The sequence below is a fragment of the Leifsonia sp. NPDC102414 genome (assembly GCF_044765685.1).
Lineage (GTDB): Bacteria > Actinomycetota > Actinomycetes > Actinomycetales > Microbacteriaceae > Leifsonia.
Genome location: NZ_JBIWKN010000001.1, coordinates 1,209,147 through 1,221,737, shown reverse-complemented (window position 1 = coordinate 1,221,737; position 12,591 = coordinate 1,209,147). Strand labels below are relative to the sequence as shown.

Below are 12,591 nucleotides of genomic sequence, written 5' to 3'. Positions count from 1 at the left end.
CTAGCGTCCTCATACCCCCGCTGTCAACCCCTTGTTGGGGGACAAGCCGCGCTGAGAGCCTGAGGACAGATTCCCCGCCCGACCGCGGGATCGCGCACAGCAGGGATGCAGAGCGCACCAATTGAACACGAGTGATGGGAAAGAAGACATGACAGTCCTCGAAGTGACCAACGATCCGGTGCGCGACTACCTGAACTCAATCGGGCGTACGCGCCTCCTCACGGCAGAAGAGGAAGTCGCTCTGGCCAAGCGCATCGAGATCGGCGTGCTGGCCGGCGAACGCCTCAGCAAACGTCAGGGCCTCACCGGCATGGAGCGCCGTGAACTCCAGTGGCTGGCCGACGACGGCAAGCGCGCGTTCGAGCGCTTCATCGAGGCGAACCTGCGCCTCGTCGTCAGCATCGCCAAGCGCTACGCCGGCCGCGGCCTGCCGGTGATGGACCTCATCCAGGAGGGCAACCTCGGCCTCGTCCGCGCCGTCGAGAAGTTCGACTACGGAACAGGCAACAAGTTCTCCACCTACGCCACCTGGTGGATCCGCCAGTCGATCCTCCGCGGCATCGCGGACACGGCCAGGCTCATCCGCATCCCGGTGCACACCGTCGAGAAGATCGACAAGCTGGACCGAATCCGCCGCGACCTCGGCGGCGAACTCGGACGAACCCCGACGCTCGAAGAGATGGCTGAGGCGTCGAACCTGACCCCTGCCGAGGTGCACAAGCTGCAGATGAGCGACTCGGAGACGGTCTCGCTCGCGGTCCCCGTCGGCGAGAACGAGGGAGCGGAGCTCGGCGACCTGATCGAGGACGACGACTTCCCGACCCCCGCAGAGGCTGTGGAGGTCGGCTTCCGCCACCGCGACCTGGAGGAGCGCCTCAAGGACCTGCCGCCGCGCGACGCGAAGGTGGTCCGGATGCGCTTCGGCCTCGATGGACAGAAGCCGATGACGCTGGACGAGGTCGGCGAGGTATACGGCATCACCCGTGAGCGCGTGCGCCAGCTGGAGACCCGCAGCCTGAAGCGCCTCCGCTCCCCGGAACTGCTCGAGTACCTGCGCTGATCAGCGGGCCGGCGCCGGTTGCAGAATCAGCGGCCAGGAGCGGAGTCGGCGTTCACCTCGTCGGCGCCGATCGCGCCGATCTCCTCCGTGAGCTGGAGGCCCTGCGCGCTGTTGGACGACAGTGTGAGGGCTTCCAGCCAGGCCTTGTTGATCGACGGCTGCCGTCCGCCGCTGTAGCGGAACAGCAGCGGGATGGACGGGTCGACCCAGATCGCGCTCCTGCCGTCGCCGACGCCCTGCTCATCGCGCCAGGACATGAAGAACCCCTCCTTGCGGCGCAGTTTCAGACCCACCACGATCTGCAGGTGTGCGAGGACTCTGTCCTCGAAGCCGATCTCGGTGGTCCCCGCGTATACAAGCTTGCCCATGGCTTGAAGTTACAGGACGAGGAGGGGCTTCGCGCGCGAAGCGCCGAGCGTATGGTCACGGCATGACCGATTCAGCAGTGCGACCCGACCACGAGACACCAGCGGGAACGGGCGGTCGCCGAGCCCTGGTCACCGGGGCGACCGGCTACATCGGCGGACGCCTGGTGCCCCGGCTCCTCGCCGAGGGCTTCACGGTGCGGGTGCTGGCGCGCTCGCCGCAGAAACTCACCGACGTGCCGTGGGCGCCGCAGGTCGAGATCGCGGAGGGCGACCTGCACGACCGGGATGCGGTGGCCTCCGCCATGCGCGACGCCGACGTCGTGTATTACCTCGTGCACTCGATGCGCGCCTCCGGCGACTTCGACGACGAGGAGGCGGACGCCGCCCGCGCGGTGGCGGAGGAGGCGGCTGCTGCCGGGGTCGGCCGCATCGTCTACCTCGGCGCGCTGCATCCGGAGGGGGAGCTGTCGCGGCACCTGCGGTCGCGGGTCGCGGTCGGACGCATCCTGCTCGATTCCGGCGTGCCGACCGTCGTGCTGCAGGCCGGGGTCGTCATCGGCTCCGGTTCGGCGTCGTTCGAGATGATCCGTCACCTGACCGAGGTGCTGCCGTACATGCCGGCTCCGCGCTGGGTGCGCAACCGCATCCAGCCGATCGCGATCCGGGATGTGCTCCGCTATCTGGTCGCCGCCGCCGATCTGCCGCCCGAGATCAACCGGGCGTACGACATCGGTGGTCCCGACATCCTGCGTTACGGCCAGATGATGAACGGGTTCGCGCTGGAGGCCGGGCTGCGGCAGCGCCCGATCGCATCGCTGCCGGTGTTCACGCCGTGGCTCGCCTCGCAGTGGGTGAACCTCGTCACGCCCATCCCGCGCAGCCTCGCCGTGCCGATCATCGAATCGCTGCAGTACGACTGCGTGGTGCGCGAGCACGACATCGACGGGGTCATCCCTCCGCCGGAGGGCGGCCTCACCGGGTACCGCACTGCCGTGCGGCTCGCCCTCGCCAGGGTGCGCGACGGCGACGTGGAGACGAGCTGGCGCAACTCGTCGATCGGGAACGCCCCGAGCGACCCACTGCCGAGCGACCCCGACTGGGCAGGGCACACCGTGTACACGGACGTGCGGGAGCGGGAGAGCAGCGCATCCCCCGACCGGCTCTGGCGGGTGGTCGAGGGGATCGGCGGCGAACGCGGCTGGTACTCGTTTCCGCTGGCCTGGGCGCTGCGCGGGTGGATGGACAAGATCGTCGGAGGGGTCGGGCTGCGCAGAGGCCGCCGCGACGCCGACCGCCTGCAGACCGGGGATGCCCTCGACTGGTGGAGGGTCGAGCGTATCGACAGGGGCCGGGAGCTGCGACTGCGGGCGGAGATGCTGGTGCCAGGGCGGGCGTGGCTCGAGATGCGCGTCGACCAGGAGGGGGAGGGCTCGCACTATCGTCAGCGCGCGATCTTCTTCCCGAAAGGGTTGGCCGGCCGGCTCTACTGGTTCGCGATCCTGCCGTTCCACGGCGTGATCTTCAACGGGATGGCCAACAGGATCGTCGCGGCGGCTGCCGCGGACGACGGCTCCGCTACTCCGTCACCTGCACCGGTGTCGCCACCGCGGTGAGCTCGGTGAGGAACCGGATGATCACCTCGCGCTCCGCGGGTGACATCGCCCTGGCGACCTCGAAGCGCTGCGCGTGCTGCTTGCCCATCAGGCGGCGCACCTGCTGGTGCGTCTCTTCCGTGATGGCGACGGTCACCGCTCGGCGGTCGGTCGGATGCGGTCTGCGCTCGATGTGCCCGGCGCGCTCCAGCCTGTCCAAGAGCTTGGTGGTGGATGCGGTGGAGATGTGGAGGTGCTCGGAGAGGGCTCCCGCCGTCACGGCGACGCCGGCGTTGACCGACGCGATGATGTACCGCAGCGCCTTCATGTCGGTGTCGTTCAGCTTCATCGTGCTGCGCGACTCGAAGCTCAGTCTCTGCTCGGCTTCCCGCCAGTCTCTGATGGCCGTGAGCACCTGGACGACCTGCGCGAGGTCATCGTCGCTGAGGTCGTCGTGGCGGACGAGTTCCTGCCGGGGATCTATGACGCGGGGGTCGAGCAGCGACCCTGATACGCGGCGCGCGTCCTCCTTGGAACCCATTCCCACATCCTAGGCCAGGGTGTAAGAATCGTGCTAGGTTATTTACTTACTTGGCTAGACAAAGGGGAGCGGAGATGACCCAGGTCCATCAGGGAACACCACCGCGTATCGGTCTGCCAGAGGTCGATGCCAGGCTCGCCTTGTTCTTCGCCGAGCGCACAGAGCAGGCCACGCGCTACGGCAGCGAGTACCAGCGACTCTGGACGAGCGCGAAGAGCGCGAGCGACGGAGGCAAGCGCATCCGCCCCGGCTTCGTGCTGAGCGCATTCGACGCCATCGGTGGCCCAGGGCCTGGCATCGCGACGACCGCGGACGCGATCGACACCGCTGTGGCCTTCGAACTGCTGCACACCGCCTTCCTGCTGCACGACGACGTGATCGACGGCGACACGGTGCGGCGCGGCAGACCCAACGTGTCCGGCGAGTTCGCCAGGGATGCGGTCTCCCGCGGCGTGCAGCCGGAGCGCGCTGCGCTGTGGGGAGAGACGGCGGCCATCCTGGCCGGCGACCTCCTGCTGCACGCGGCTGCATCGCTGGTCGCGCGCCTCGACATCCCGTCGGCGGCCCGCACGGCACTGCTCGACCTGCTCGACCACAGCATCTTCGTCACCGCGGCCGGCGAGCTCTCCGACGTATCGTTCAGCGTGCGGCTCGACGAGGCGCGCCTGCCGGACGTCCTCGCCATGACAGAGCGCAAGACGGCGGCATACTCCTTCGCTGGGCCGCTCGCCGCCGGAGCCATCCTGGCCGGAGCGAGCGGAGACGTGCTGGCAGCGCTCGGTGAATACGGAAGGCTGCTCGGCATCGCCTTCCAGCTCGGCGACGACCTCCTCGGCGTATTCGGGCGAGAGGACGCGACGGGCAAGAGCATCGTGAGCGATCTCCGGGAGGGCAAAGAGACCTCACTGATCGCGTACGCGCGCGCGACGTCGGCCTGGCCGCGCATCCAGCAGCACTTCGGCCGCTCAGACCTCGACCACGAAGCGGGGCGGCGCCTCGCGGCGGAGCTCGAAGCGTGCGGCGCACGCGCGTTCGTCGAGGGCCTGGTGACCGAGTACGCCGACGCCGCGGTCGCGGCACTGGCCGCTCCCGGCCTGCCCGCCGCGCTGAGCGACGAGCTCCAGGCCGTGGCGCGCTCCTGTGTGGGGAGGATCGCATGACCCGCGAAGCCGAGCTGACCACGCCGGGCAGCGCGCACCCGGCGAACCCCACCGACCTGTCGCTCTACACCAGGGCGGCGCACACCAGCTCGGCCACGATCATCCACGAGTACTCGACGTCGTTCGGGAGGGCGACCAGGCTCCTGTCGCCCGAGGTGCGGCCGCAGGTAGAAGACATCTACGCCCTGGTCAGGATCGCCGACGAGATCGTCGACGGGGCGGCCGCAGAGGCCGGTCTCGCCGTGGACGACCAGCGCGCGCTCCTCGACGCGCTCGAAGCGGACACCGAGCGGGCGATGCGCACGGGATACAGCGCCAACGTCGTGGTGCACTCGTTCGCCTGCACGGCGCGATCCGTCGGCATCGACGCGACGCTGACCGCGCCGTTCTTCTCGTCGATGCGGCGCGACCTCAGCCCAGTGGATTTCAGTTCCGACGAGCTCGGCGCATACATCTACGGTTCCGCCGAGGTGATCGGCCTGATGTGTCTGCGGGCATTCCTCTCGCACGAGCAGGTCGCCACAGAGCGCAGGATGCGATTGGAGCGCGGTGCCAGACGGCTCGGCTCCGCCTTCCAGAAGATCAACTTCCTCCGCGACCTGGCCGTGGACTGGACAGAGCTCGGCCGCAGCTATTTCCCAGGCATCGACCCCGGCAGGCTGACCGAACGGCAGAAGCTGGAACTCGTGGTGGACATCGAGCGCGACCTGGGGGCGGCGCAGGACGCCATCCCCGAGCTGCCGGACAATTGCCGCCGCGCCATCGTGGCGGCGCACGCACTGTTCGCGGAACTGACGGACCGCATCCGGTCGACCCCGGCGTCGCGGCTGCTGTCCACGCGCGTGAGCGTGCCGACCCGCACGAAGCTGGCGATCCTGGTGCGTGCGACCGCCGGCTGGGGGGCGGGGTCCTCCCGATGACGCGGCCGGCCTCCGTGGTGGTGATCGGCGGCGGGATCGCCGGAGTGGCGACCGCGGCCCTGCTGGCCGACGACGGCTACCGGGTGACGCTGCTCGAACAGCACGAGACCCTGGGCGGCCGGGCCGGCACCTGGTCGGCGGACGGGTTCCGGTTCGACACCGGACCGTCCTGGTACCTGATGCCGGAGGTCTTCGACCACTTCTTCCGGCTGCTCGGCACCACATCGGCGGAGCAGCTCGACCTCGTCACGCTCGACCCCGGCTACCGGGTGTTCGCCGAGTCGGGGGAGGCGCCGCTCGACGTCAGGGCGGACTACGCAGCCAACCGCGCGCTCTTCGAGGCGGTCGAGCCTGGCTCCGGCGCGAAACTGGACCGCTATCTGGACAGTGCGCGGGAGACCTACCGGATGGCGGTCGACCGCTTCCTCTACGGAACGTTCGCGTCCTTCCGGCCGCTGTTCGCGCGCGACCTGGTGACCAGCATCGGCCGTCTGGCCCGCCTCCTGCTCGAATCGCTCGGCAGGCTCGCCGCGCGAACGGTGAACGACACCAGGCTGCGGCAGATCCTCGGCTATCCGGCGGTGTTCCTCGGCACGTCTCCCGGCCGGGCGCCGAGCATGTACCACCTGATGAGTCACCTCGACCTGGAGGACGGCGTCCGCTACCCGCAAGGCGGCTTCGGCACGATCGTCGACAGCATCGCGGCGATCGCCCGCTCGGACGGCGCCGACCTCCGCACCGGCGCCAGGGTCACCGCCATCCGCACCGAGCCAGGCGCAGCACGCGCCAGAGTCACCGGCGTCGAGTATCGGGATGCGGTGGGCGGCCTGCACTTCGTCCCCGCCGACATCGTGGTGTCGGCCGCCGACCTGCACTTCACGGAGACGCGCCTGCTGCCGGAGCAGCTTCGCACATACCCTGAGCCGTACTGGGACCGCCGCGACCCTGGCCCCGGCGCGGTGCTCGTGATGCTCGGCGTGCGCGGCGAACTCCCCGAGCTGACCCATCACAATCTGTTCTTCACCACCGACTGGGACGACAACTTCGAGCGCATCTACGGCGCCGACCCGTCCATCCCCGACCCGGCGTCGCTCTACGTCTGCAAGCCGAGCGCCACCGACCCCGGCGTCGCGCCCGATGGCTGCGAGAACCTGTTCGTCCTCGTGCCTGTGCCCGCCGACGTGTCCATCGGCTCCGGCGGTGTCGACGGCGCTGGGGACAGGGTGGTGGAGCGCACCGCGGACGCCGCGATCGCGCAGGTCGCTGCCTGGGCGGGCATCCCCGACCTCGCTGAGCGCGTGGTCGTGCGGCGAACGGTCGGCCCCGACGACTTCGCCACCGACCTGAACGCCTGGCGCGGGGGAGCCCTCGGACCCGCGCACACCCTGCGGCAGAGCGCGTTCTTCCGCGGCCGCAACGCCTCGGCGAAGGTTGACGGCCTCCTCTACGCCGGGGGCTCGACCATCCCGGGCATCGGGCTGCCGATGTGCCTGATCAGCGCCGAACTCGTCCTCAAGCGTCTCCGCGGCGACACGAGCACCGGACCCCTGCCGGAGCCCCGCGCCGCGGAGACCGCGGCAGAGTCCAGGCAGGAGCCGGTCGGGTGAGCGTCCTCTATCTGCTGACCGTGCTGGTCGCCATCGGCTCGATGGTGCTGCTCGACCGCCGCTTCCGCCTGTTCTTCTGGCGGGATGCGCGCCGCGCCACGATCGTGCTGGTCGTCGGTGTGGCGTTCTTCCTCGCCTGGGACCTCGCCGGCATCGGGCTGCACGTCTTCGCCCGCGGCGGGTCCCGGTTCATGACCGGCATCGTGATCGCGCCGGAACTCCCGCTGGAGGAGGTCTTCTTCCTCACCTTCCTCTGTTACCTCACGATGGTGCTGGTGACGGGCGCCTGGCTGCTGCTCGGACGCCGCGCCGCTGGCAGGGCGCGGGACGATGGGGTCCGCGACGGCGCGCGGATGCGGGACGACGCATGACCTACCTGCTCCTCAGCCTCGGGTTCCTGGCCGTCGCGGTCGTGGTGCTCGTCGTCGCACTCGTCGGTGCGCGGGACCGCGCAGCCATCGTCCGCCGCTGGTGGCTCCCCGTCCTGATCGCCGGGGTCATGCTCGCCGTGCTCACCGCCGTGTTCGACAACGCGATGATCGCCTCCGGCCTGATGACCTACGGAGAATCGCACATCAGCGGAGCACGGATCGGCCTGGTCCCCGTCGAGGACTTCGCATACCCGCTCGCCGGCCTCCTGCTCCTGCCGGCACTGTGGCTGCTGCTGCGGAGGCGACGCCGGGAATGACGATGACGCGCTCCACCTCCCCGTTCCGCCAGCTCGTGCTCGCTTCCCGCCCGCTGAGCTGGATCAACACCGCGTTCCCCTTCGCCGCCGCGTACCTGCTGACCACGCGGCAGGTCGACCTCACCCTCGTCGTCGGCACGATCTACTTCCTCGTCCCGTACAACCTCGCCATGTACGGCATCAACGACGTGTTCGACTACGAGTCCGACCTCCGCAATCCGCGCAAGGGCGGGGCGGAGGGCGCGATGCTCGACCGCGGGATGCACCGGCGCACCCTGATCGCGGCGGCCGTCACGAACATCCCGTTCCTGATCTACCTCGTCGCGGTCGGCTCTCCGCTGTCCTGGCTCGTGCTCGCGGTGAGCGTGTTCGCCGTGCTCGCGTACTCGGTGAAGGGGCTGCGGTTCAAGGAGATCCCGTTCCTCGACTCCGTGACCTCCAGCACCCACTTCGTGAGTCCTGGCCTGTACGGGCTGGTGCTCGCCGGGGCGGTGTTGACACCGCAGCTCGCCGCAGTGCTCGTGGCCTTCTTCCTGTGGGGGATCGGCAGTCACGCCTTCGGCGCCGTGCAGGATGTGGTGCCGGACAGGGAGGGTGGCATCGCCTCGATCGCGACAGCGCTCGGCGCGAGGGCGACGACCAGGTTCGCGATCGCCGCCTGGGCGCTCGCCGGAGTCGCGATGCTGTTCACCGCGTGGCCAGGACCGCTCGCCGCGGTGCTCGCTGTGCCGTACATCGTGGCGGCCGCGCCGTTCTGGAGGGTGACCGACGAGGACTCCGCCTCCGCCAACCGCGGCTGGAGGCGGTTCCTCTGGATCAACTACGCCTGTGGTTTCCTCGTGACCATGCTGCTCATCCTGTACGCGGCGATCACGCGCTGAACGCAGCGATCTCCGGCCCGACCGCCTTCTCCGAGACCTGGTGGGTCTGCCCGGCGAGCACGTCGGATCGCGCCCCGGGGATGGTCGCGGCCAGCGCCTCCTGGGCCTCGCGCATCGGGGCGGCGGCCTTCGATCCGACCAGCACCAGGGTCGGCACGGCGATGGTCGCCAGCCGCTCGGTGGGCAGGCGGAACCCGTCCATCACCCGGATGTCGTTCGGCAGTGTTGGGGCGACAGTCGTGAGTTGTTTCCAGACCTTCGGCATCAGCCGCATCATGGCGGGCATGAACGCGGGAGCGCCGACCATCTTCGTGAGGAAGTAGCCGACGGCTGCACCGTTCTTGCCCTGGGCGAGCAGCGCCTGCACGGCGGCGAGGTGATCGACGCTCGTGTCCTTCCAGCCGTCGGCGATGTACGGCGCCTCGTAGGTGACGAGCCGGCGCATCGGGATGCCAGCGGCGGCGGCCTCGAGGGCGACGCCGGCGCCGGACGAGCTGCCGTACACGTTCACCTCCCCGCCGGTGTCCACCGCCGCCTTGGCGATCACGGCGCGCAGGTCGTCGACCTCGTGCTGCACCGCGTACGGCTGGCGGTCGCCGCTTTCCCCGCGGCCGCGCCTGTCGTATGCATACACGGTGAAGCGGTCGGCGAGCAGCGCGGCGAGCGGCCTCGCCGGCCCGAACGCCCTGGTGCAGAGCGCGCCGTCGACCAGGACGAGCGCCGGCCCCGTGCCGGATCGCTCGTACGCGATGCTCGTGCCGTCGGCGGAACTCACCGCGCCGACGGCCGGGGCGACGGTGGATGCGGTCTCATCGGTCATGCTGCTATCCCTTCGCTGTCGCAAGCTGCGCGTCGAGCTTGACGAACGACTCGCCCCAGCCGATCTCGGTGTCGTGCTGGGCGTCCCGGTCGAACGGGCCTTGGTGCAGAGTGATCCTGGTGCGGTCTCCGTGATCGTGGAACTGGATGCGCAGGAAGAGGTTGTCGAACGTGCCCAGCTCGGCCACGGCGGAGACGTCGAGGACGAGCAGTTCCGGCTCGACCAGTTCGACGATGGTGCCGCGCATCGGGAAGCTGTCGCCTGTGGCGTCGCTCACCATCGCGAGCTCCCATCTCCCGCCGACCCGCGGCTCGACCACGATCGAGTCCTCCGGCGCCGAATGCGCTGTCGGTGCGAACCAGGACGCGAGCAGGTCGGGCTGCATGAAGAACTTCCACACCAGCGCGCGCGGAGCGTCGAACGCCCTGGTGATGTAGACGTCGGTGTCGGCGATCCCTGTCGGTCGGCTGCTGTCACTCATGCTGTCTCTTCTTCCTCTTCTGGCTCGCGTCCGGTCTCCGAACCTGGTTCGTGCCGGCGTTCGTTCTCCTGGAAGGCGGCGATGGCCGCATCGAGGCGGTCGAAGCTCGCGTTCCAGAACCGCTTGTACCGCTGCATCCACTCGGTTGCCTCCCTGAGCGGCTCGGCCTCGAGATGGCTGAGCCGAGTCGTGGCGACACGGCTGCGGGAGACCAGCCCGGCGCTCTCGAGCACTTTGAGGTGCTTGGAGATCGCCGGCTGGCTCATGGCGAACGGTTCGGCGAGCTCGCTCACCGAGGCGTCGCCGTTCTGGAGACGCAGCAGGATCTCCCGCCGGGTGGGATCGGCCAGGGCGGCGAACACCGCACTGAGCTGGTCTGTGCCCTGCGCATCCATCGACGTCACCCCATCCATAACCAAACGGTTCTATAACCGATGAGGTAACAATAGTGGATGCGCGGCCCCTGTCAAGAGGGTCCGCGCATCCCGGCCGGGCGGTCGCGCTCGGATGCGCTCAGTCGCGCTTCGGCAGCTCCTGCAGCGACCAGGCGTTGCCGTCCGGGTCGGAGAAGGTCACGAAGCGGCCCCAGGCCAGGTCGGCCACGCCCTCGGCCGCCACACCGTTCTCCTGCAGGTGAGCGAGCGCGTCGTCCGCGTTCTGCACCACGATCTGCAGGCCGCGCTGCGAGCCGGGCTCCATGTCCGTCAGGCCTTCGCCGAACGCGATCGAGCACGCGGAGCCGGGAGGAGTGAGCTGCACGAAGCGCAGCGTCTCCGAGACGCGCTGGTCGTGGTCGGCGATGAAGCCGACCTGGTCCACGTAGAACGCCTTCGCGCGATCCACGTCGGTGACGGGGATGATGATGAGTTCGATGCGCCAGTCGGTGATGGCCATGAGCTGAGCCTTTTCTCTTCGTTGTCCGTTCGTTGATTCCAGCGTAAAGACGATTGCGGTCATCTTCCGGCCGCAATGAAAATCTGTGGAAAACATCTCACTCCCTGCCAGTGGGGAGGAAGCTCACAGCGCAGGAACGGTATCGTCGGAAGGCAACGCGGACACCCTCCGCATCAGGACGGCCGAGAAAGACGAACGAGCGATGAGCGACAGCCCGGCTTCGCCCACCCCATACGAGGTGCTCGGCGTCGCCTCCACGGTCAGCCACGACGACCTCCGCCGCGCGTATCGGCGGCTGCTCAGGGAGACCCACCCGGACACGGGCGGCACGGCGGCGCGCTTCCAAGCGGTCCAGGAAGCCTGGGAGCTCATCGGCGAGCCGGACGACCGCGCCCGTTACGATCGCGGCGAGGCCGCATACCCGTCCGACGTCACCGCGGAGGGCTCCACCGGAGGCGGGTTCAGCGCCACCTTCCACGCCACCCGTTCCCAGTCGCAGGGCGCGACGGTGCGAGCTCGCAGCTACGGGCATCCAGGCGGACAGGCGCGCGAACGCTACCTCCACCTGATGCGCGAGTGGATGGGCAGGGGAACGGAACTCGACGACCCGTACGATCCAGGGCTCGTCCGCTCCGCCCCGCGCGAGATCCGCCAGCTCCTCGCCGCCGCGCTCGCAGAGGAGGCGACGGCGCGCGCCGTCACCGGCCTCGGGATCGGCTTCACCATCTGGAACGACGTCTCGGTGCATCCCCGTTCCGACGCGAAGCTCGATCACGTGGTGCTCGGCCCTGCCGGGCTCTTCGCCATCCGGTCGGCCGACTGGGGAGGAGAGGTCAAGCTCTCCAAGGGCGACGTCGTCGGCCAGACCGTCGACCGCGACGAGCAGCCCTTCCACGATCTGCTGCGCGACGCCAAGACGTTCTCGCGCCAGGTGGGGGTGCGCTTCACCGGCCTGATCATCGTGGTCCCCGACGACGCGCTCGCCGTGCCGTACGACCGCATCGAGCGCGGGAAGCTGGCCGGGTCGCTCCTCGTGCGCCGCTCGCTGCTCCCGCTCGTCCTCCGCAACGGCGCCAACGCCGCTGGCAGGGAGAGTGTTGACAGGGCGTTCGAACTGCGCACCAGGCTGCAGGAGAGCATCCGGTTCGTGTAGACGCGAAGCCTGCCGGAGGAGCAGAGTGGGCACATGGTCAAAGCACTCGACATCTTCAGCGGCTTCAGCGTCAACGACATCCCGGCGGCCAAGGCGTTCTACGCCGACACGCTCGGACTGCAGGTGACCGACGGCCCGATGGGCAACCTCGATCTCGCGCTGCCGTCCGGGAGTCACGTCTTCATCTACCCGAAGGACGACCACACCCCGGCGACTTTCACCATCCTCAACCTGGTCGTCGAGAACATCGACGACGCGGTCGACGAGCTCAACGCCAAGGGCGTCAAGACCGACATCTACGACGACCCGAACCTCCCGACGGACGCCAAAGGCGTCCTGCGCGGCAAGGACGTCGATCGCGGGCCGAACATCGCCTGGTTCCTCGACCCGGCGGGCAACGTCGTCTCCGTGCTGGAGAACTAGCGG

General features: G+C 69.2%; 16 protein-coding genes. 10 read left to right on the top strand and 6 right to left on the bottom strand.

Annotated elements, in window-relative coordinates; genetic code table 11:
• Positions 1–148 precede the first annotated feature (148 nt).
• Positions 149–1,060 (top strand): sigma-70 family RNA polymerase sigma factor, encoded by a 912-nt coding sequence (locus tag ACIRCZ_RS05875; RefSeq protein WP_055895871.1) that lies wholly within the window; start codon positions 149–151, stop codon positions 1,058–1,060.
• A 26-nt stretch (positions 1,061–1,086) separates the two neighbouring features.
• On the opposite strand, the gene ACIRCZ_RS05870 is transcribed toward ACIRCZ_RS05875, so the two are convergent.
• Positions 1,087–1,428: a hypothetical protein gene (locus ACIRCZ_RS05870; RefSeq protein WP_055895873.1), complete on the bottom strand. Its 342-nt coding sequence runs from the start codon at positions 1,426–1,428 to the stop codon at positions 1,087–1,089.
• Positions 1,429–1,490: 62 nt separating this feature from the next.
• Here ACIRCZ_RS05870 and ACIRCZ_RS05865 point away from each other — a divergent pair, with 62 nt between their 5' ends.
• On the top strand, positions 1,491–3,041 hold the full coding sequence (locus ACIRCZ_RS05865) for an SDR family oxidoreductase (RefSeq protein WP_402850597.1): 1,551 nt from the start codon (positions 1,491–1,493) through the stop codon (positions 3,039–3,041).
• On the opposite strand, the gene ACIRCZ_RS05860 is transcribed toward ACIRCZ_RS05865, so the two are convergent.
• Positions 3,004–3,561 carry a MarR family winged helix-turn-helix transcriptional regulator gene (locus ACIRCZ_RS05860; RefSeq protein WP_402850594.1) on the bottom strand — a complete coding sequence of 186 codons (558 nt, stop codon included), beginning with the start codon at positions 3,559–3,561 and terminating at the stop codon, positions 3,004–3,006. The two genes, ACIRCZ_RS05865 and ACIRCZ_RS05860, sit on opposite strands and share 38 nt — an antisense overlap.
• A 74-nt stretch (positions 3,562–3,635) precedes the next feature.
• Here ACIRCZ_RS05860 and ACIRCZ_RS05855 point away from each other — a divergent pair, with 74 nt between their 5' ends.
• Genes ACIRCZ_RS05855 through ACIRCZ_RS05830 form a run of 6 tightly spaced genes read left to right on the top strand, consistent with a single transcriptional unit; the run spans position 3,636 to position 8,817 of the window.
• A complete protein-coding gene (locus ACIRCZ_RS05855; RefSeq protein ID WP_055895881.1) occupies positions 3,636–4,721 on the top strand; it encodes a polyprenyl synthetase family protein in 1,086 nt (361 codons plus the stop codon).
• A complete protein-coding gene (locus ACIRCZ_RS05850) occupies positions 4,718–5,641 on the top strand; it encodes a phytoene/squalene synthase family protein (protein ID WP_402850591.1) in 924 nt (307 codons plus the stop codon). The genes ACIRCZ_RS05855 and ACIRCZ_RS05850 overlap by 4 nt, the downstream gene beginning before the upstream one ends.
• Positions 5,638–7,248: a phytoene desaturase family protein gene (gene crtI / locus ACIRCZ_RS05845; protein ID WP_402850588.1), complete on the top strand. Its 1,611-nt coding sequence runs from the start codon at positions 5,638–5,640 to the stop codon at positions 7,246–7,248. The genes ACIRCZ_RS05850 and crtI overlap by 4 nt, the downstream gene beginning before the upstream one ends.
• Entirely contained in the window at positions 7,245–7,619 is a 375-nt protein-coding gene (locus ACIRCZ_RS05840) for a lycopene cyclase domain-containing protein (protein WP_402850585.1), read from the top strand. The genes crtI and ACIRCZ_RS05840 overlap by 4 nt, the downstream gene beginning before the upstream one ends.
• Positions 7,616–7,936, top strand: a complete 321-nt coding sequence (locus ACIRCZ_RS05835; protein ID WP_055895893.1) for a lycopene cyclase domain-containing protein — start codon at positions 7,616–7,618, stop codon at positions 7,934–7,936. Before ACIRCZ_RS05840 ends, ACIRCZ_RS05835 begins: the two co-directional genes overlap by 4 nt.
• Positions 7,933–8,817 carry a prenyltransferase gene (locus tag ACIRCZ_RS05830; RefSeq protein WP_402850582.1) on the top strand — a complete coding sequence of 295 codons (885 nt, stop codon included), beginning with the start codon at positions 7,933–7,935 and terminating at the stop codon, positions 8,815–8,817. Before ACIRCZ_RS05835 ends, ACIRCZ_RS05830 begins: the two co-directional genes overlap by 4 nt.
• On the opposite strand, the gene ACIRCZ_RS05825 is transcribed toward ACIRCZ_RS05830, so the two are convergent.
• The 4 genes from ACIRCZ_RS05825 to ACIRCZ_RS05810 form a co-directional block, all read right to left on the bottom strand.
• Positions 8,807–9,637, bottom strand: coding sequence for an alpha/beta fold hydrolase (locus tag ACIRCZ_RS05825; RefSeq protein ID WP_402850579.1), 831 nt, complete (start codon positions 9,635–9,637; stop codon positions 8,807–8,809). The genes ACIRCZ_RS05830 and ACIRCZ_RS05825 overlap by 11 nt on opposite strands.
• A gap of 4 nt (positions 9,638–9,641) precedes the next feature.
• Positions 9,642–10,118: an SRPBCC domain-containing protein gene (locus ACIRCZ_RS05820; protein ID WP_055895902.1), complete on the bottom strand. Its 477-nt coding sequence runs from the start codon at positions 10,116–10,118 to the stop codon at positions 9,642–9,644.
• Complete coding sequence (locus ACIRCZ_RS05815; protein WP_235500498.1) at positions 10,115–10,531, bottom strand: helix-turn-helix transcriptional regulator; 417 nt, start codon at positions 10,529–10,531, stop codon at positions 10,115–10,117. The genes ACIRCZ_RS05820 and ACIRCZ_RS05815 overlap by 4 nt, the downstream gene beginning before the upstream one ends.
• Positions 10,532–10,631: 100 nt before the next feature.
• The gene (locus ACIRCZ_RS05810; RefSeq protein WP_055895908.1) at positions 10,632–11,012 is read right to left on the bottom strand and encodes a glyoxalase superfamily protein; all 381 of its coding nucleotides are present in this window, start codon (positions 11,010–11,012) and stop codon (positions 10,632–10,634) included.
• Positions 11,013–11,214: 202 nt separating this feature from the next.
• On the opposite strand from ACIRCZ_RS05810, the gene ACIRCZ_RS05805 reads away from it, so the two are divergent.
• Together ACIRCZ_RS05805 and ACIRCZ_RS05800 are read left to right on the top strand one after the other, a co-directional pair.
• Positions 11,215–12,165 (top strand): nuclease-related domain-containing protein, encoded by a 951-nt coding sequence (locus ACIRCZ_RS05805; RefSeq protein ID WP_055895911.1) that lies wholly within the window; start codon positions 11,215–11,217, stop codon positions 12,163–12,165.
• A gap of 33 nt (positions 12,166–12,198) precedes the next feature.
• A complete protein-coding gene (locus ACIRCZ_RS05800) occupies positions 12,199–12,588 on the top strand; it encodes a VOC family protein (RefSeq protein ID WP_055895915.1) in 390 nt (129 codons plus the stop codon).
• Positions 12,589–12,591: the final 3 nt, after the last annotated feature.